The organism is Liberiplasma polymorphum (assembly GCF_043951795.1).
Classification (GTDB): domain Bacteria; phylum Bacillota_I; class Bacilli_A; order Izemoplasmatales; family Izemoplasmataceae; genus Liberiplasma; species Liberiplasma polymorphum.
On sequence record NZ_JBIOAG010000014.1, the window covers coordinates 1 to 19,618 of the forward strand.

The 19,618-nt window shown below is 33.2% G+C and carries 17 protein-coding genes; 7 read left to right on the forward strand and 10 right to left on the reverse strand.

What is annotated here, in order from left to right:
- The 7 genes from ACHAJD_RS04630 to ACHAJD_RS04660 all read right to left on the reverse strand — a co-directional run.
- Positions 1-302, reverse strand: a 302-nt coding sequence (locus ACHAJD_RS04630) for a PadR family transcriptional regulator (RefSeq protein WP_435584703.1), incomplete at its 3' end; no start/stop codon positions are given.
- 128 nt (positions 303-430) lie between these two features.
- Positions 431-1,858, reverse strand: coding sequence for a pyruvate kinase (gene pyk, locus ACHAJD_RS04635; RefSeq protein ID WP_435584704.1), 1,428 nt, complete (start codon positions 1,856-1,858; stop codon positions 431-433).
- An 11-nt stretch (positions 1,859-1,869) separates the two neighbouring features.
- A complete protein-coding gene (gene pfkA / locus ACHAJD_RS04640; protein ID WP_435584750.1) occupies positions 1,870-2,832 on the reverse strand; it encodes a 6-phosphofructokinase in 963 nt (320 codons plus the stop codon).
- Between the two features lie 18 nt (positions 2,833-2,850).
- Positions 2,851-5,859, reverse strand: a complete 3,009-nt coding sequence (locus tag ACHAJD_RS04645) for a DNA polymerase III subunit alpha (RefSeq protein ID WP_435584705.1) — start codon at positions 5,857-5,859, stop codon at positions 2,851-2,853.
- 100 nt (positions 5,860-5,959) lie between these two features.
- Positions 5,960-7,258, reverse strand: coding sequence for a hypothetical protein (locus ACHAJD_RS04650; protein WP_435584706.1), 1,299 nt, complete (start codon positions 7,256-7,258; stop codon positions 5,960-5,962).
- A gap of 59 nt (positions 7,259-7,317) precedes the next feature.
- Positions 7,318-8,505, reverse strand: a complete 1,188-nt coding sequence (locus tag ACHAJD_RS04655) for an acetate kinase (RefSeq protein WP_435584707.1) — start codon at positions 8,503-8,505, stop codon at positions 7,318-7,320.
- Positions 8,502-9,449 (reverse strand): class I SAM-dependent methyltransferase, encoded by a 948-nt coding sequence (locus tag ACHAJD_RS04660; RefSeq protein WP_435584708.1) that lies wholly within the window; start codon positions 9,447-9,449, stop codon positions 8,502-8,504. Before ACHAJD_RS04660 ends, ACHAJD_RS04655 begins: the two co-directional genes overlap by 4 nt.
- A gap of 226 nt (positions 9,450-9,675) precedes the next feature.
- On the opposite strand from ACHAJD_RS04660, the gene yidD reads away from it, so the two are divergent.
- From yidD to speB, 7 genes are all read left to right on the forward strand, one after another.
- A complete protein-coding gene (gene yidD, locus ACHAJD_RS04665; protein ID WP_435584709.1) occupies positions 9,676-9,912 on the forward strand; it encodes a membrane protein insertion efficiency factor YidD in 237 nt (78 codons plus the stop codon).
- Complete coding sequence (locus ACHAJD_RS04670) at positions 9,912-10,349, forward strand: peroxiredoxin (protein WP_435584710.1); 438 nt, start codon at positions 9,912-9,914, stop codon at positions 10,347-10,349. The genes yidD and ACHAJD_RS04670 overlap by 1 nt, the downstream gene beginning before the upstream one ends.
- A 157-nt stretch (positions 10,350-10,506) precedes the next feature.
- Positions 10,507-11,682: a methionine adenosyltransferase gene (gene metK, locus ACHAJD_RS04675; RefSeq protein ID WP_435584711.1), complete on the forward strand. Its 1,176-nt coding sequence runs from the start codon at positions 10,507-10,509 to the stop codon at positions 11,680-11,682.
- Positions 11,682-12,488: an adenosylmethionine decarboxylase gene (gene speD / locus ACHAJD_RS04680; protein WP_435584712.1), complete on the forward strand. Its 807-nt coding sequence runs from the start codon at positions 11,682-11,684 to the stop codon at positions 12,486-12,488. The genes metK and speD overlap by 1 nt, the downstream gene beginning before the upstream one ends.
- Positions 12,478-13,941 carry an aminotransferase class I/II-fold pyridoxal phosphate-dependent enzyme gene (locus ACHAJD_RS04685; protein ID WP_435584713.1) on the forward strand — a complete coding sequence of 488 codons (1,464 nt, stop codon included), beginning with the start codon at positions 12,478-12,480 and terminating at the stop codon, positions 13,939-13,941. Before speD ends, ACHAJD_RS04685 begins: the two co-directional genes overlap by 11 nt.
- Before the next feature lie 14 nt (positions 13,942-13,955).
- Positions 13,956-14,816, forward strand: a complete 861-nt coding sequence (gene speE, locus ACHAJD_RS04690) for a polyamine aminopropyltransferase (protein ID WP_435584714.1) — start codon at positions 13,956-13,958, stop codon at positions 14,814-14,816.
- Entirely contained in the window at positions 14,809-15,654 is an 846-nt protein-coding gene (gene speB, locus ACHAJD_RS04695; protein ID WP_435584715.1) for an agmatinase, read from the forward strand. Before speE ends, speB begins: the two co-directional genes overlap by 8 nt.
- A 43-nt stretch (positions 15,655-15,697) precedes the next feature.
- Here speB and ACHAJD_RS04700 read toward each other — a convergent pair whose 3' ends face one another.
- The 3 genes from ACHAJD_RS04700 to ACHAJD_RS04710 all read right to left on the reverse strand — a co-directional run bounded on the left by ACHAJD_RS04700 (position 15,698) and on the right by ACHAJD_RS04710 (position 19,520).
- Positions 15,698-16,537 carry a DUF2785 domain-containing protein gene (locus ACHAJD_RS04700; protein ID WP_435584716.1) on the reverse strand — a complete coding sequence of 280 codons (840 nt, stop codon included), beginning with the start codon at positions 16,535-16,537 and terminating at the stop codon, positions 15,698-15,700.
- A 21-nt stretch (positions 16,538-16,558) separates the two neighbouring features.
- Positions 16,559-17,866 (reverse strand): cation:proton antiporter, encoded by a 1,308-nt coding sequence (locus tag ACHAJD_RS04705; protein WP_435584717.1) that lies wholly within the window; start codon positions 17,864-17,866, stop codon positions 16,559-16,561.
- A 127-nt stretch (positions 17,867-17,993) separates the two neighbouring features.
- The gene (locus tag ACHAJD_RS04710; protein WP_435584718.1) at positions 17,994-19,520 is read right to left on the reverse strand and encodes a CotH kinase family protein; all 1,527 of its coding nucleotides are present in this window, start codon (positions 19,518-19,520) and stop codon (positions 17,994-17,996) included.
- Between the last annotated feature and the right edge of the window lie 98 nt (positions 19,521-19,618).

Here is a 19,618-nt window from a genome sequence, read left to right on the forward strand (position 1 = left end):
ACTACTAACTGTTCAACACGTCTTACAAAGCCATCCCATTCGTCTGTAAGATCGTCCAGTCTTTTTCTTCCTTTTCTAGTTATACTAAAATATTTTCTTGCTGGTCCATCAGGAGATTCTTTTAAATAAGTATCTAAATATCCCTCGTGAACCATTTTTCTTAATATTGGATATATTGTGCTTTCACTGATTCCTAAGACTTTATCTATAAATTGATAGATGTCATATCCATAGGTATCATTATGTTTTAGTCGACTTAAAACACATAAATCTAATACACCCTTTTTAAGTTGTACACTCATGGCTTCACCTCACTACTCTACATAAGTCAGTACTATATAATGTATAGTAGCATACACTGTATAGTCTTGTAAAGAGAAAAAATAAAAAATGTTGAAATTTTTTTAATTTCAACATTTTATCTTAGTATTTAGTCAATTTCAAGGATTCTAAATGAGTTAGTTTTAGTCCCTATTGGGAACCCACCAGTAATAACCACACGGTCACCAGAGCGGACAAACTTATTCTTGATGGCGTATTCTATACTTAATGCAACAAGGGCTTCGGTATCAGTTGGTAAATCAAACGGAATAGGATGAACACAACTATTTAGTGCTAAACTTCTTGCTTTTTTCTTAGTTGGGACTAGTGCTAATATTTTAGTATTCGGTCTAAATTTAGATAAAATTCTTGCTGTATTGCCACTTACTGTAGGGGCAATAATCAAATCAACATGTCCTTGCAATACTGAATAAGCAACACTCATTGCAATATTAGTTGGAATATCTTTTTGTGAAGTTCTTGAAGCGCGATCTACGATTTTTTTACGATCTATTTCTACTTCTAGACGCTTCGCAATACTTTGCATTACGTTAACACTTTCAACTGGATATTTTCCAATAGCACTTTCACCGCTTAACATTATTGCATCTGTACCGTCTAATATCGCATTAGCAACATCACTCACTTCCGCTCGTGTAGGGCGTGGGTGTTCTTGCATGCTTTCAAGCATTTGTGTTGCAGTAATACTAATTTTATTTTTAGCATGACACATATTTATAATGTGTTTTTGTATAACAGGGACTTCCTCAGGTGGGACTTCAACTCCTAAGTCTCCACGTGCAATCATAACCCCATCGGCTACGTCTGTAATTTCGTTTAGATTGTTAACGCCTTCTTGGTTTTCTATTTTAGCAATAATTTGAATATCGCATTTATCTTGAGATTCCAAGATTTCACGAATTGCTAAAACGTCTTCTTTTCGTCTTACAAAAGACGCAGCAATAAAATCAACATCATGCTTACAACCCCACAAAATATCTTCTTTATCTTTTGCGGAAATATAATCTAGATTAAGTTTCATGCCAGGGACATTGATACCACGACGGTCTTTTATTGTATGGGTATTAAATGACTCGGTGATAATAATGCGGTTTTTAACATCGATATCAATAATCTTTAAGGATAAATATCCATCATCAACAACAATGGTTCCACCGATATTTGTATCTAAATATAGGTTTGGATAAGTTACACTAAACTGTGTTTCATCTCCTAATATTTCTTCCATAAATATCTTTACAGTTGAACCTATTGTAATTGTCGCTACGCCGTCTTTAAATTTATGCGTTCTAATTTCAGGCCCTTTTGTATCTAAAAGTGACGCAACATTTGTGCCTAATTCTTCATTTAATTTTTTCATAATATTTAAACGCTCTTCATGTTCTTCATAAAATGAATGTGAAAAGTTTAAACGCATTGTATCCATACCAGCTAATATAAGTTTTTTCATCATTTCATACGATTCAGTCGCTGGTCCGATGGTACAAATTATTTTTGTTTGATTAAAGGGAATCATTGTTTCATCTCCTATTTAACGAGTTTTCCGACTAACCCGTAACGTTTGTTTGTGTTTGGTTTCACCATTTTTAATGCTTCTTCAATATCGTAATCAACAACTTCAAGACCACGTTGTCCAATTACTTTTGCGCTAATATCTTTACTTAATAATTCAACTGCGTATTCAGCCATTTCTGTAGCCATTACTCTATCAAACGCTGACGGTGTGCCACCACGTTGAACGTGTCCTAAGACGGTCGCTCTTGTTTCATAACCCGTATATGCCTCAATGTCTTTTGCAAGTTCAAACACATTTAGCATTTTTTCTGTAACAACAATGATTGCATGGCGCTTATTTCTTAGGTATGAACTTTTTACAGCATCGAGTGTAATTTGTTTATCAAAGCCTGTTTCTGGGGTGATAATAAACTCACTACCAACAGCGATGCCTGCATATAAGGCTAAATCTCCGCAATGTCTTCCCATAACCTCAACGACACTACAACGTCTGTGTGAAAATGATGTATCACGTAATTTATCAATGGATTCAACCGCTGTATTAAGTGCGGTGAAAAATCCAATGGTGTAATCTGTAGATGGAATATCATTATCAATGGTTCCTGGTAGACCAATCACTTTGATACCAAGTTTATGTAGGGCAAGCCCACCCATAAAAGTTCCGTCACCGCCAATGACGACTAATCCATGAATATTTTTATCAAGTAAATTTTTAACGGCAATTTTTTGGTATTTTTCTTCAATAAATTCCGGAAAACGCGCACTCCCTAATATGGTTCCACCACGATTTAAAATACGCGAGACAGTTTCTCTGGTCATTTTTTTAATTTCACCTTTTACAAGTCCTTTATATCCATTATAAACCCCATAGACATTGAACCCGTAGTGAAAGCCACTGCGTACAACTGCTCTAATAGCAGTATTCATTCCCGGTGCATCGCCTCCAGATGTTAGTACTGCAATGTTTTTCATAATTACACCTTCTTTAAATAATTACTTTTTTTCTAACTCTAATTTTTTTGCTTTTTCGATAGTAAATTGTCTTTCACTATTTTTCAGTTTTACCTTTCCTTCAAATAATAACACATCATACTTATCTAGGAAAGCCTTCACTTCAATGTAAGCGTTTGGGAAACAAACTGCATCAATTTGTGTTAATTGATCTTCTAAAGTTAAAAAAGCCATCATGTCATTTTTTTTCGTTTTAATTTCTTTGATGCGCGCCACACTAGCTAGTAAATAGACTGACTTATCAAGTGGTAAATTTTGTAAATCGGAAGGTCTTTTAACTTTATATTTTTCTACTAAGTACATATAGGCTTTTAACTTATTTTGACTTAAGTTAAACCCTAAAGCATCTTTTTCATAACGTTTGATTAATACATCTTCAAACTCTGGTTTTTCGTTATATTGAAATTCATCAGTGCCAATACTGCCTTGATAGCTAATAAAGTGTTGAATGGCATCTAGATTTTCTATCATGGTTTGCTTGTTGATTCCAAATGAATCACATGCACCTGCATAAATTAAGTATTGATAATTCCTTTTATTTAATACGCTTTGTGTTTTCGCTACAAAATCAACAAATGAAGAAAAAGGTTTATCTCTAGCTTCTAGTATTCCAGATACAACGCTTTTGCCTATGTTTTTGATTCCGATTAGAGGATAATACATGGTTTTTTCATTAAAAACAAAGTGTTCACGACTTAAGTTCACATCTGGTTTTTTCACTTCTATGCCTAAAGCAAGTGCTTCTTGCATATATTCACGCATTAAAGATTCATTTTGTAAGGCACTTTGCATTAAGATTGCAATAAAATGTGCTGGATAATTAGCTTTTAAGTAAGCCATCCAATATGAAATCATCGCATAAGCAACTGAATGCGATTTGTTAAATCCGTAATTCGCAAAAGTTACAATATAGTCATAAATTTTATTAGCTAAAGTTTCATCTTTACCTAATGCCATGGCTTTACTTACAAATCGTTCACGCTCAGCTTGTAAAATGGCATCACTTTTTTTACTAACTGCTCGTCTTAACAAATCCGCCTCATTCATTGAATACCCAGCATACTTTGAGGCAATCGCCATGATTTGTTCTTGGTAAAGTAAAATACCTTCAGTAGATGATAGGATATTTTTTAAATCTTCATCTAAGTAAGTCGTAGGTAGTTTTTTAAAGCGACGTTTTAAATACGTATCAATACTTTGCATGGGACCTGGTCTAAATAGTGCTAAAATGGCCACAATATCTTCGAAAGCATTGATTTTCATGTCTTTAATTAACTTTCGCATACCACCAGATTCTAACTGGAATATACCTGTTGTAGAGCGTTCTTTTAATAAATCAAATGTTGCTTGATCATTTAACGGAATATGATTAACATTAACGGTTTTACCTTCATTGCGTTTAATTGATTCTAAAATGTCTTCTATCATCGTAAGATTTCTTAATCCTAAAAAGTCCATTTTTAAAAGACCCATTGATTCTAAATCTTCTTGAGCATATTGGGTTTGGTACTGCCCGTGTAATCCTTCTTGAATTGCAGTAAATTCTGTTATCGGAGCGTGCGATAATATGATTCCTGCCGCATGAGTTGACACGTGTTTTGGTAAGCCTTCAATGTTTGAAGCGACTACTAACCATTCATTTAAGTGCGGGTAATAGTCCATACGGTTTAAAATGTCATTATCGTTTTCAATCATAGTGTTAATTGATTCATATTTATCTGCTTTACGGACGATTTCATCAATATATTTTTTTTCTACATTAAATATACGTGCTGTATCTCTTAGCGCACTTTTCTTTAAAAACGTTCCAAAGGTACATATATAGCTGACATATTCTTGGCCGTAACGTGTTTTAGTATATTGGATGATATCTTCACGAACTCTGTCTGGAAAATCGATATCAATATCTGGCATGGTCAAACGCGCTTTATTTAAAAAGCGCTCAAATAATAAATCAAACTGTAATGGATCTATATCTGTAATCCCTAAACTATAAGCTACTAAACTTCCTGGTGCACTTCCGCGTCCTGGACCTACTAGTATACCTTTTTGTTTAGCGTATTTAATGACATCCCAAACAATTAAAAAATAATCATCATAACCCATCTCATGAATCGTTGTGAGTTCTTTTTCAAGACGCAACAAATATTGGTCGGTTGAACCGGATTTATCTTTTAAACGTTTTTGTAGGCCTTTATGTGCTAAAGCTTCTAAATAGTCTTTAGAGCTTAAGTTAAACTCATTTTTATATATAGGAAGTTGCGCTTCTTTTGTCTTTAGGGTTAAGGTATGGTTTTTAATAAACTGATCTAGCTTTTTTAATTGTTCTTTTGATAAGTGATCAAAAGCTTTTTTATGTTTAAACGTGCCATCAACGATTTGAGTAAAGTCTTGTTCTGCTGGTTTTTGAAATATCGACTTAAGACTATCAAAAACAGCATGATCATGATGTTCAAAATAGCGTACATAATCAACGTATACACGATTTAAATTCCCTGTATAATTTACATCGAAATGTTCGTTTTCTGCTAAATAAAGATGTTTCGTGAGTTGTTTTAGTTCATGAAACAATGTTTTCAAACTCGCTTCGGATGCTTTTGATTGGTAGATTTCACCGTCATGACAAAGAATGAGCAATGATACTGAATCTAAATATTTTTTTGTTAGTTCAAAAGGTAACACTTTATTAAAACTTTGCAAACTTGAAAGCTTTAGTAAATTCTGGTAGCCTTCTTCATTTTGCGCATAGGCTATCACATGAATCATATCGCCACTTAAAATCGGTTCTAAAAAGAGTTGAACTCCAATGACACAGTTCAACTGCTCCTTTTGTGTCTTTTGATAAAATTGGTAGACTGCATGCATCTTTGTGTCTGTCAAAACAAGCGAAGAATATTCGTACTCTTTCGCTTTTTCTATGAGTTTATTTAGCGTAATATTCGATCCATTAAAACTAAAGGCAGTTTCTAAATATAAGCTCGCAATTTCCATGTAATCACCTTTTCTTTTATGGTATTATTGTACCACGAAAAACATAGAAAACGACTAAACAACTTTTTATTTACTGGAAAAAAAGCTTCTTAGAAATCCTCTAAGAAGCTTTGATTTTTTTATAAATATGTTTTTTAAAAATAAAGATAAACGTCAGGCTTACTGCTAAACTTATTAATGTAATTTCTAAATACATTAAAGATTGTTTAATATTGTTTTGTTGTTGCTGTGATAAATCAAGTTGAAAGTGATGCGCCTCGGTGTAACCATTTTCTCCGTATATGGTTAAAGTATAGTGTCCTGATTCAGTTATTTGATAGCCGCTTTCAATGAATCTATTGTTTAAATACCCAACACCGTTAAACGTAATGGTCTTTTCTTCAAAATATACTTGTTCATTATAGATTCCTTTGAGATTGGATGCTATAGTAAATGGAATAATTTGATGATAACCATTAAAGCCTTCGACAATGAGTTCGTAATGACCGGCTTGTGTAATAAGTGTCCCTGATATATAAACGTCATTGTTTAAATAACTGTGTCCCCTATTTATATCAATAGCAACTGAATCATTTGTGATTTGATTTGCAGAAATACCACTTATAATTGGATGAATGGTAAACGTAACTATTTGATTTTTATAAAGTATTTGATAGTAACCTGGATAATCAAGTGTTTTTTGGTGAGTAATTTTCTCTTGATTAACAATGCCTCCATTTAACAACGTGATGGTTACTTCACCGTAATATACACCATAATTTACAACACCATAAACAATCCCGTCATAAAGAATTTCTAAATTATTATTAAAGCCTGCATGATAATCACCGTGAAATTTATCACTGACATAAATGATTTGATGATCTTTTTGGATTCTTAATATTTCTTCTTTAAACTTAATTGATTCATAACTTTGATATTCTTCATCAAATACTATAAAGTAATCAAAATCATGGTGATAGTAAGCATACTCATCCTCATATAAACTTCTAACATGAAAAATAGGTTTACCCTCAAGTAAAATCATTGTTTTAACTTCTTCTAAATTGCCTAAGTTTAAATGTGTTTCATGGAGGATTTCACCGGTTCTACTAACGATTAAAATATAAGCATCATAATAGTCTGGTCCTTGATATGATGTATCGGCAACATACCCATAAATAATGTAGTTTTCTAAATCGGTATCAATCCCATTTACATTATATTGATAATGCTCATCTCCTAAAATGATATCAAAGGGATTGTCATTTAAAAATGCGATTTGAATTTTCCTATCTGGCAGTTTTACTACCTCTATTTTCGTTTCTAAAACGGTGTACGTATCTTTGCTGCTTGCATGAATGATTTGGCTTTGAATAAACAGTAATGTGATAAAAATAAAAAAAGCAATGCGTTTCATATTATACCTCCTTCTTAACCGTATAATACGTTTGGCATTGCTTTTTACTTTTTTATTTTTTATTTCATTAATCTAACAGTATCACGTGCAATCATAACTTCTTCATTTGTAGGGACTAACAGTAAATGAACTTTAGAATTTTTACTAGATATAATGGTTTCAACCCCACGTGCTTCGTTTGCTTTTAAATCAAGTTCAGCCCCTAGTGCTGTACTGATGCGTTCAACGATCATTTCACGTGTGTTTGGGGCGTTTTCACCAACACCTGCAGTGAAAGCAATCGCATCTACACCACCCATACTAATAAAGTATGAACCAATATAATCAGCAATTTGTTTTGCTTGTTTACGGATTGCTAGCAAACTTTTTTCGTCACCTTTATAAGCAGCATCCCATAGATCACGAGAATCACTGGATACACGGCTTATCCCTAAATATCCTGAAGCTTTATTTAAATCGTTCATAACTTGTTGAACGGTTTTGTTTTCCTTGGTTGTAATAAACTCAATAATAGCAGGGTCAATGTCGCCACTGCGTGTGCCCATTGAAATACCAGCAAGTGGTGTAAAGCCCATTGATGTATCTACACTAATACCGCCATCAACTGCGCATAAACTTGCACCATTACCAATGTGTAAGACGATTGTTTTTAGTTCTTTAACATCTTTATTTAACATCGCTGCAACGCGTTGAGAAACATACTTGTGACTTGTTCCGTGGAATCCATATTTTCTTACTCGGTATTTTTCATACCACTCATAAGGGGTAGAATACATGTATGCATCTTCTTGCATAGTTTGATGGAATGCTGTATCAAATACGGCAACTTGTGGTGCGTTTGGCAATGCTTTTTTAAATGCAATAATCCCCGTTAAATTTGCCGGATTATGTAACGGTGCCAAATCACTAACTTCATCAATAGCATCAAGGACTTCATCGGATATTAGAACAGAATCACTAAATTTTTCTCCGCCATGCACTACTCTATGTCCAACACCTAATATATCTTCATATGATTCAACAATATTAAGTGAAACGAGCTTTTTTAATAACATTTTTACTGCAACAGTGTGATCTTGTATATCGAGTGTTTCTGAAATTTTATCTCCGTTTACTTTAATTGAAAATACGGCATTAGGTAATCCGATTCTTTCTACTACGCCGCTTGTTACTACAGTTTCTGCTGGCATTTCTAAAAGTTGAAATTTTAACGATGAACTTCCTGCATTTACAGCCATTATTTTCATTGTACATCTACCTCTTTCTTTTTGAACCACTGATCCATTTTATTTATTGCTTTATTAAAAGCTTCCAAATCAGAAAAACTTGGTAAATCGACAATTAAGAAATCATTAAGTTTTTCAGACTCTTTTGTTTTTTTCTTTAATATAAGGATACTTTTTGGGTGGGTTTTAAACAACCCTTCATCTAGTTTAATTAATCCATATAAATGTGCTTTTTTATCTAATAATTCTTTAAACAGTGCTTGTTGTTTTTGTTCAAAGAAATCATTTTCTATAATAGCGATTAAATAATGTTCTTCTTTTAAATGTTCTAAGTGATGAATAATTGTATGATAGGGTAAATAAATATCCTTATCATCCTTCTTATGTGGGGGGAAATCCGTTACGATTAAATCATATTTACCCGCTAAATAAGTTAACGTGTCTTGTAAAAATACTTGGTGGTCTATGTGCAAACTATCTAAGATGTTTCTAGCTAAGTCACACATGAGTGGGTCATCATCAATCCCGTGAACTTCAAATGGTGATTCATAATGATTATAAAGCGTTGCAACTAAATTTGAGGTTCCTATTAATGGATCAAAGATTAAATTAATCGTTTGTGATTTATATAATTTTTTGACCAAATAACTTAAAAAAATGCCGATGGTGTCAGGCGTCATCTGGGCATTTGTTATGCGTGCGTGTTTAAAACCTTTAAGTAGAGCTAACTGAATCGCCTTACGAATATTCTCATTTGAAAAACTTATTTCAACTATTTTCGCTTTTTCTTCTTGAAAATATGCGATAATATCATCAGATAGTTCTTTTGTTGTGGTATTATCTAATAAAAAGTTAAGTGCTTCTTTTATGCCTTCTAAATACAGTGATTTATCCACTGCATAAAGTTTCATTGCTATGGCATCAATATAATCATAGAAGATTTCAATATCACTTGTTTTGGACATAGTATCACCAAAGCAATAATAACATAATTCACTTTTTTTGTCTATGGTAAAACGGCAATTTTTAGCCATAAAATAAGTGAATACCCACAAAATATGAATGGTTATTCACCTATTTAGCCGTTTTAATTACTATATTAATAATTGTTATTTTTATTAAATATGACTAAAGGTATCTAAGTTGAAGAAATGTGCGTATTTTGATATGATATCCTTAAGGAGGGACGGCATGAGAAAACTTGTCATTAAATTGATTGAAGGCTACCAAAAGTTAACAAAAAATACAAATCCTACATGTCGATATACTCCTACTTGCAGTTCATATGCTAAAGAGGCTTTTCAAACTAGAAATTTCTTTGTGGCTTTATGGCTAAGCATATGGCGAATATTAAGGTGTAATCCCTTTTCTAAAGGCGGTTTTGATCCTGTTCCTAAAAAGAAAACGCACCATAAGGAGGACCATTAATGCATTATCTTGAAATCACATTACTGGGTAGTGATCATAAAACACATGCTCTAAAAGATTTTTCTGGTAAGAAATTACTTTTGTACTTTTATCCTAAAGATAATACTAGCGGCTGTACTATCCAAGCAAAAGATTTTACTGCTTATAGAAGTGACTTTGAAGCTAAAGGTTATAAAGTCATTGGTGTAAGCAGAGACTCTATTAGGTCTCATGAAAATTTTATTCAGAAACAAGATTTAGATTTACTGCTTTTAAGTGATCCTGATGAGGTATTAATAAAAGCCTTTGATGTCTTAAAAGAAAAACAAATGTATGGTAAAAAGTATCTTGGAATCGAACGCAGTACTTTCCTCATAGATGAACAAGGAAAAATAGTAAAAGCGTACCGTGGTGTTTCTGCAAAAGGACATGCAGAACAATTATTAAGTGAGCTCTAAAAAGGTGTAAAATGCATGTTTTATGCCTTTTTTAATTTTAATAACAAAAGTTTAGTAATACTATACTAAATAAATAGAAAAACTAAAAAAAATACTTGCATTTAGATACGGTTTTGATACAATAGTATCGACTCTAATTTGAAAGGAATGATTTTTAATGAAAAATCGTAAATTATTTACTTCGGAATCGGTGACAGAAGGGCATCCAGACAAGATCTGTGATCAAATTTCAGACGCGATTTTAGACAAAATTCTTGAAGATGACCCAGAAGCGCGTGTGGCGTGTGAAACAGCTGTTACTACAGGGTTAGTCTTAGTTATGGGTGAAATTACCACCACTACATATGTTGATATTCAAAAAATAGTACGTGAAACTGTTCGTGAAATCGGTTATGACCGTGGAAAATATGGTTTCGATGCTGAAACTATGGGTGTATTAGTGGCAATTGACCCACAATCACCTGATATCGCACAAGGTGTTGATGAAGGTAAAGGGGCTTATTTAGAACAAGGCGCTGGTGATCAAGGGCTTATGTTTGGTTACGCAACGAATGAAACACCTGAATACATGCCAATTACAGCGGTACTTGCTCAAAAATTAGCACGCCGTTTATCAGAAGTTCGTAAACAAGGTCCAATGACTTATTTACGTCCAGATGGAAAAACGCAAGTTACCATTGAATTTGATGAAAACAATCAACCAATTCGTATTGATGCAATCGTTGTATCAAGCCAACATGCACCAAATATTAAACAAGAACAAATTCATGCAGATGTAAAAGAATATGTTATTAAACCAATTATCCCTGTTGAATTAATTGATGAAGATACAAAATTCTTCATTAACCCAACTGGCAAATTTGTTATTGGTGGTCCACACGGAGATAGTGGTTTAACCGGTCGTAAAATCATTGTAGATACCTATGGTGGTTATGCACGTCATGGTGGTGGTGCTTTTAGTGGGAAAGATGCATCAAAAGTAGACCGTAGCGCTGCATATGCTGCGCGTTGGGTTGCTAAAAATGTCGTTGCAGCTGGATTAGCAGAACGTGCTGAAATTCAATTATCTTATGCAATTGGTGTTGCTAAACCAACAAGTATCCGTATAGATACTTTCGGTACAAACAGTGTTGATGAAGAAATTATTATTGAAGCGATTCATAAAGTATTCGATTTAAGACCTCGTGCAATCATTGAAACTTTAGGCCTCAAAAGACCTATATTTAAACAAACTGCAGCTTATGGACACTTCGGTAGAAATGATCTTGATTTACCTTGGGAACACTTAAACCGTGTTAACGAGTTAAAAGTTGCTGTGGAGCAATTATCCTAATGGCTGAAAAATTAGCCTTATATGGATTTAATAATCTCACAAAATCGTTATCATTTAATATCTATGATATTTGTGTAACTGAAACAAAAAAGGAACGCGAGGCCTATATTAAGTATATTGATGAAATGTATAACTCAAAACGCTTAACAGAAATACTAGAAGAAGTTACTGCACGAATTGGTGCTAATATCTTAAACATCTCCAAACAAGATTACGAACCCCAAGGTGCTAGTGTTACGATTTTAATTAGTGAAGAAGAAGTTCCTGTGCATGCCCTTGACGATTCATGTAATCTTGGTAAGTTAACACCTACTAATGATACTGTCGTTGCGCATTTAGATAAATCACATATTACTGTGCATTCCTATCCAGAATCTCATCCTGAAAAAGGTGTTTCAACGTTTAGAGTAGATATTGATGTATCTACGTGTGGTGAAATTTCACCTCTTAATGCACTTGATTACTTAATTTCAAGTTTTGATTCTGATATTATTACAGTTGATTATCGTGTGCGTGGGTTTACCCGATTAGCCAATGGTAAAAAAGTATTCATTGATCATGATATCGATACCATTCAAGATTATATTAAAGATGAGACTGTCGATCGATATACACTCATTGATGTTAACATTTATCAAGAAAATATCTTTCATACAAAGATGATGTTAAAAGAACTAGACTTGAATAACTATTTATTCGGTAAAACTAAAGAAGATATTACCGCTTCACGTCAAAGAAACTTATTAGACAGTTTACGTCGTGAAATGAAAGAAATTTTTTACGGGATGAATCTCTATGAAAAATAACCATCAAAAAGCACCGCTTTATGATGCGTTAATTCAGTATGGATTACACACACAAGTAACCCCATTTGATGTTCCAGGACATAAAATGGGGCGTGGAATCCCAAAACGTTTCATCGATGATGTGGGTGAGGCCATCTTCAAAATCGATGTCAATAGTATGAAAGAACTAGACAGTCTTTCAAATCCAATAGGTGTTATTAAAGAAGCAGAAATGTTAGCTGCTGATTTTTTCGGTGCTGATCATGCTTTTTTCTTAGTAAACGGTTCTACAAGTGGTGTACAAAATATGATTATTTCCACTTGTGGGGATAACGATAAAATAATCATGCCAAGAAACATGCATAAATCTGCTTATAACGCACTAATTTTATCTGGTGCAGAGCCTATTTATATTGACCCAACAATTGATGAAGATAGTGGAATCTCAATGGGTGTAACTTTAGAAGAAACTATAAAAACCATCGATAGACATCCGGATGCTAAAGCTATTTTGTTGCTTCATCCAAACTATTTTGGTTATACTTCAAATTTAAAAGAAATTATAGATTATGCTCATAGTAAAAACATGATAGTTTTGGCAGATCAATCTCATGGTTCCCATTTTTCACTTCATGAATCATTTCCTATCTCTGCTACAACTCTTGGAGCAGATTTAACCACAATTAGTATGCATAAAACAGGTGGTTCTTTGACTCAAAGTTCCATTTTATTACATAAAAACGGCTTAGTTCCATATAGTCGCGTGCGTTCTACGATTAATATTGCACAAACATCTAGTGCTAGTTACTTACTTTTAGCTTCATTAGACATCGCTAGACAACATCTTGCTTTAAATCAAGCAACATTGTTTGATGAAATGGTTGAATTATCGTTATATGCTAAGCATGAAATTAATAAAATACCAGGATTCAAAGTACTAAACAGTTCTATTTTAGATGGTGATGGTATTTATAGCCATGATTTAACTAAACTTACAGTAGATGTAAGTGCTTATGGCATGACAGGATTTAAAGTCTACGATTCGTTTAAATCGCTTTATAACATTCAATTAGAATTAGGTGAAACCCATGTGGTTTTAGCTGTGATTAGTGTTGGCGATACGGTGGCCTCAATTCAGACACTTATTGATGCTTTTAAATCTTTTAGCCAAACCTATCCATTAAAAGTTCGTAACGGTATTAGAAGCATTAGATTAAAAATTCCGCGTATGGTTTATACACCAAGACAAGCATTTTTTAAACCAAGTACATTAATGGAGTTGTCCAATAGCTTAGACTGTATAGCGGCTGATTCAATCATGGTATATCCACCAGGTATTCCGTTAGTTGTCCCCGGAGAACTCATTACTCAAGAAATTATCGATACTTATATTTATTTAACTGAACAAAACAACATCGTCATCGGTTCGCATCATAAAAATGATGGCATATATATAAAAGTTTTAATACCATAAAGGAGCGTGGACTTATGTCAACGAAAAAACGTTACACAGAAGCATGGGTTGAAGATACTCATTTTAGCATCGATTATGATGAACATTTATATCATGAAGTCACACCGTTTCAAACGATTGATTTTTATACTTCAAAAACTTTCGGAACGTTCTTTACTCTTGATGGTTTAATGATGGTAAATGAAAAAGATGAATTTATCTACCACGACATGATTTGTCATGTCCCAATGGCGGTAAATCCTTCGATTAAGCGTGTTTTAATCATCGGTGGTGGTGATGGTGGAACTGCAAGAGAAGTTTCAAGATACACGCATTTAGAAACCATTGATATGGTTGAAATTGATGAACGTGTTGTAAGATTAAGTGAAAAATATTTACCCCTAACTGCTAAAAGATTAAGTGAAGATGATCGCATCAACTTGTACTTTGAAGACGGGTTAGCATTTGTAAAGAATGCACCAAGTGGTTCATATGACTTAATTTTAGTGGATTCAACTGATCCTATCGGTCCAGGTGAGGGTTTATTTACTACGGACTTTTATCAAAACTGCTATCGTGCACTAAGTAAAGATGGGATTTTAATTAACCAACATGAATCCCCTTATTTTGAATCTTACCGTCACGAAATGACAAGAGCGCATAAAAAATTAAAATCAACTTTCGAAATTACTGCAGTTTATCAGTTCCATCAACCAACTTACCCATCAGGGCACTGGCTATTCGGATTCGCATCAAAAAAATACCACCCAATTAAAGATCATAAACCTGAAATTTGGGAACAATATAACTTATATACAAAATATTATAATTCTGATTTGCACAAAGGTGCATTTCAACTTCCAACTTATGTGAAAGAGGCTTTAAAAAATGACTAATACTGTTACATTTATTGAATGTGATAAAACGTATGAAGAAGCAAAAACGGTAATCTTTGGTGCCCCATTTGATGGGACAGTCAGTTATAGACCCGGTACTAGATTTGCACCAGATCAAATCCGTATAGACTCAGCAAATATTGAAAGTTACTCCCCTTATTTAGATAAAGACTTAAAAGATTATTCTATTGCTGATATTGGGGATGTCGATGTTTACTTCGGTAATAAATTTAAAACACTCGATTCAATTTATGAGTGCACAAAAAAAATCGTTGATGCTAGTAAAATACCGTTTATGTTTGGTGGAGAACATTTAGTTACTTATCCAGCTGTAAAAGCGGTGTTTGAAAAATACCCTAATTTAAAAATTATTCATATAGATGCCCATACTGATTTACGAGATACATTCTTCGGTGAAGAATTATCGCATGCGACCGTGTTAAAACGTGTCTACGATTTAGTTGGTGATCATAATATTTATCAATTTGGTATTCGTTCCGGGCTGAAAAAAGAGTTTGATTTTGCTAAAGAACACTTTTATATTGAACCCTTCACTGTGAATACTTTACCTGATATAGCAAGTACTTTAAAAAATACCCCGATCTATTTAACTTTAGACTTAGATGTCTTAGACCCTAGTATAATGATGGGAACTGGAACACCTGAGGCTGGGGGGATAACTTACAAAGAATTAATGCATGGACTATACGCCCTTAGCAACCTTAATATTGTTGGCTTAGATGTTGTAGAATTATCTCCACACTATGACCCAAGTGGTGTTTCTACTGCAATTGCCTCAAAAATTATTAGAGAGTTACTACTAATCGTAAATAAATAACCCTTAACTATATAAAAAGTAGGTTTTTTCAAACCTACTTTTTTTAATGATATGGTGTATTAATTAATTTAATGGTGTGCTCAAGTGGTTCTAGTAATGCTAAATGCGCGTTAGAAAACTTAATTCTAAAGTATAGACTTCTCAGTAACCCCTTAGTATTTTCTTTAAAGATGACTTTTTCGTCAATACTTTCAAATATTGGTTCTTGTTTAAACTCATTGATCCAATCAATAATTTCATTTGTTGTTAATAGGTTTGAGTTAATAGCATTTATTATGGCAGAAGTGAATCTTTCTGTTTCCCCATAACAATAGGCAAAATGTTTTAATGCTACTTTTTCTTTGATTAATGCCATTAGTGTTTGCATTTGATTTTTAGTAACGTAAGTACAAAGTGGAATAGTTTTTAATGCATCTGCAGCATGAGCCATACTATGGGCCCAGCCCTTCTCACCTACAAAACCACGGTAATCAAGTTCTTCTTTAATATATATAAAGATTTTATCGACTACTTGATTAAACTCACCTATATTGAGGAGATTATTGTCAACTAATGCAAAATACAGAAGTATTTGCTTAATGATTAACATTGAAAATGAGCGATTAAATACAGAATCATCATTGGTTAGTCCTAACTTATAAAAAAGGTGATCATCGTTTAAGCATAGGGTTAAAATCTTTAACAATTGCTTGTTAGTATACTGTTTTGATGTTATCATTTCCCAAATAAATTCGAGAATTAGATCATCTCTTAAATAAGCATCTACTGTGCCTATATGATGTATAGAAGCCAATGTTAGTTCGAATAAATCTTCTTTATTTAGTTGCCAATCATTACGTTTTATTTCAGTTAGTTTTTGTTTTAGTTCTGATTGATTAATCATAAAATAACTCCTTAGCCCCTATTAATGTTTTTGGGGAATAACACAATTTCCGAACTCATCAGATTCTTTACATTTTCTAAGTGAGAATTTAATACCAAACGGTCCAAATAACTCGTAAACGACTGTGGCAATTAATACAACTGCTAACACTAAGTTTCCATAATATGTATTATCTAAAGATGCTTGTGTATAAAAGGCAAGACCAATGGCTGCTTGTGCTTGAGGTAATAAACAAAGCCCTAAGTACTTTCTAACACTCTCATCTGATTTCATAATTTTAGCACCAAACCATGAACCAATCAATTTACCAAATATTCTAAATACAATGTAAATAATAGCAATCCATGCAACTTTTGAAAGACCTAAAGCGGGTGATTCTTGACCTAATATAACCACTATTTCGGCTCCAACAATTGTGAAAAAGGCAATCATTATAGGTGGTGAGAACTGATCAATGACATGTTCGGTTTCATGCTTAGCAACACGGCTTGACATGTTGGCAAATGTAATGCCTACCCCCATAGGTAATAAGATAGGTGATAAGTGAACGTGATCACCTAAAAAATAAAAGCCACGGTTAGCAATGGCAACCGAGATTAACACAGCCACCAATGCCGTTACAAATACTACTGAATCTTTTTCTGGGTCATCATAATCGAGTTTTTTAATAATGACTTTAAAAATAAATCCTATTGTGAATGCGATAATTACTGAAAATATTAATTCATAAATTGGTCCTACCAATATATCGTTAAATGTAAGAATCTTTCCGTTGTGTTGTGCGACTGCGTAAGATAATACTACACCAAAAACGATTATCGCAAATGCATCTTCTACACCATGTAGTGGGACTAAAGTATCTGTTAAAGGCCCTTTAGAACGATAGCGTTTTGTGAGCATTAATATCGGACCGGGTTCTGTTGCTATAGCAATCGCACCTAAAACAAGCGCTATTGGTAATGGTATTTTAAAGATAAAAAGCCCTATAGCGGTAAATCCGAACGCAGCAAGCGCTTGTATAATGGTGATTACTAATACTTCTGCTCGTCTATTTTTAAGTTTCTTGAAATCAAGTTCCATACCGATACTAAATGCAATGAATCCCAAAGCAATACTCATAATAACTTTAAAATTATCCATAATATATTCATAGTTATATACTAATAAAAGCCCACCAATGATGAGCCCGATGACAATATATCCAGTGATATTTGGAATGTTAAAACGTTCAATAAACCTACCGGCAAACATACCGATAATCACCATTAGTCCTAATAACAATAATGCGTCAAATCCACTTGTGGATTCGGCTGCAAGATAATAAAACATTCACAGCCCTACTTTCAATCATATATTTGTAATACAACATTTAGAGTTTAACATAGCTTTATCAAATTAACAATATCTTTATAACAATCTTAATCTACTTAATTAACAAAATGAAATAACTAAGTGGTTAGTCAAATCTTCCTTGAGCAAAATCCTCTGACTGAACAGCAATAAGCATCCATTCTGAGCGATTTTTAATATAGTGATAAACATAATTAACTTGTGCCTCGTGTGTTTTAGCTTGAACCATTTCTTGTGGATTCGGCCATACATAGTGATCTAGTATTTGCCAACGATTAAAATTTCTTTGTGCTGCAGGGTTAATTGCTTCATGCATAACCCAAATACTATCTAAAAAATCTGACATGTGATTAAAATAAATCTCCATATAACGCAGTTTAAACTGTTCACGAACTTCTGGTATATCCATCATTAACTTAAACCAACGATTTTTATGATCTCTCATACCATACCAGTTTTCCACACCATAATCGATATAATCAGCATTTCCAATTGCTAAATCAAAATCCCAAAGTGGTCCCATTTTGATTGGGCCACCTGGTAATTTGTAAATATTAACACTACTCCAACCTACATCAACGTTTTTGAATAACTCTTGTACAATAAAGAAATCAATCCAGTTATCTATATCAATGTATTCTTCATAACCTTCTTTATTTAATAAAGCTGTTTCCATATCGATAATAAACTGTTTAATAAATGCTGTTTGAGCCGATGTATAATTACTGTTTGATGGGTTAGGACTTACAATTTCATAAGGAATTCCTGCAACGACAATACCATCAACGTTTTCAACCCCACCTTTTTCAAAGAAACGGTGATCAAGTTCTAAAAAGTAGCCTGTATCAACGACACCAGGAACACTTTCAAAGAATAATTTTTCTTCCCTCAACTCAACTTGTTCGGTTAAAGTATAAACACCTTCATAGTTTCCATTCACATAAAGCTCAACAACGCGTGTTTGGATAACATGATCGACAGTATCTAGGTAAGATGAGAACTTATGAACTAAGGTGTTTCTTAGTAAAGACTTATCTGCATATTCAGCTAGTAAAACATAATCTCTTGCTGTGGGCAATCCTAAAATAGATACTTCTTCTAAAAATCTAATTCTGAAAGGTTTTTTCGGCATTCCCCATGTGGAGTTTCCTCTACCTCTAAGTAATGCATTTTCAGTTTGAAATATTTGATATGTTTCACCATTAACATTACCCTCAAATAAAATATTGATACTATTATATTCAGTACGAGATACTTGGTTAATTGGAATGTCCATTGTTATATAAATTTTATGATTATTTTTAGCTGAATCCACCGCAATTAGTTGGATCGGAAAATCATATGTTTTAATCGTTCTTCCGTTTTTAATTGTTGCAGTAATTTGAGTTGATTCATCGGCAAAAGGACTCTCATAAATAAAAATATCTTCTAATTGATTTCCTTTAAATGTCCATGTGATGTCATATTCTCCATAACTTGGCAGTAAAAAATCACTATTTACACTTGATGGTAAACGGCTTTGTAATATGGTTGCAATATCATCATAATCAGTCTCATCAATTCCATTTACTTGACAAGCAGTTAATAAGAACATAAAGAAAACAAAGTGCAATACAATTGATATATTTTTCATAGAGTACTCCTATCAGTCACTTATTTCTAACACATCTATCTTATCATAAAACACAGTAAAAACGATACTTGAGTAACGATTACTGACTACTTCAAATA

Bases quoted from the DNA above. Each gene is read 5' to 3' on its own strand.
- ACHAJD_RS04655 (WP_435584707.1), bottom strand. From the start codon at position 8,505: ATGAAAATAATGGCTGTAAATGCAGGAAGTTCATCGTTAAAATTTCAA.
- speB (WP_435584715.1), top strand. From the start codon at position 14,809: ATGACTAATACTGTTACATTTATTGAATGTGATAAAACGTATGAAGAA.
- ACHAJD_RS04650 (WP_435584706.1), bottom strand. From the start codon at position 7,258: ATGAAACGCATTGCTTTTTTTATTTTTATCACATTACTGTTTATTCAA.
- ACHAJD_RS04670 (WP_435584710.1), top strand. From the start codon at position 9,912: ATGCATTATCTTGAAATCACATTACTGGGTAGTGATCATAAAACACAT.
- ACHAJD_RS04660 (WP_435584708.1), bottom strand. From the start codon at position 9,449: ATGTCCAAAACAAGTGATATTGAAATCTTCTATGATTATATTGATGCC.
- yidD (WP_435584709.1), top strand. From the start codon at position 9,676: ATGAGAAAACTTGTCATTAAATTGATTGAAGGCTACCAAAAGTTAACA.
- ACHAJD_RS04710 (WP_435584718.1), bottom strand. From the start codon at position 19,520: ATGAAAAATATATCAATTGTATTGCACTTTGTTTTCTTTATGTTCTTA.
- ACHAJD_RS04700 (WP_435584716.1), bottom strand. From the start codon at position 16,537: ATGATTAATCAATCAGAACTAAAACAAAAACTAACTGAAATAAAACGT.
- pyk (WP_435584704.1), bottom strand. From the start codon at position 1,858: ATGATTCCCTTTAATCAAACAAAAATAATTTGTACCATCGGACCAGCG.
- ACHAJD_RS04685 (WP_435584713.1), top strand. From the start codon at position 12,478: ATGAAAAATAACCATCAAAAAGCACCGCTTTATGATGCGTTAATTCAG.
- ACHAJD_RS04705 (WP_435584717.1), bottom strand. From the start codon at position 17,866: ATGTTTTATTATCTTGCAGCCGAATCCACAAGTGGATTTGACGCATTA.
- metK (WP_435584711.1), top strand. From the start codon at position 10,507: ATGAAAAATCGTAAATTATTTACTTCGGAATCGGTGACAGAAGGGCAT.
- speE (WP_435584714.1), top strand. From the start codon at position 13,956: ATGTCAACGAAAAAACGTTACACAGAAGCATGGGTTGAAGATACTCAT.
- speD (WP_435584712.1), top strand. From the start codon at position 11,682: ATGGCTGAAAAATTAGCCTTATATGGATTTAATAATCTCACAAAATCG.
- ACHAJD_RS04645 (WP_435584705.1), bottom strand. From the start codon at position 5,859: ATGGAAATTGCGAGCTTATATTTAGAAACTGCCTTTAGTTTTAATGGA.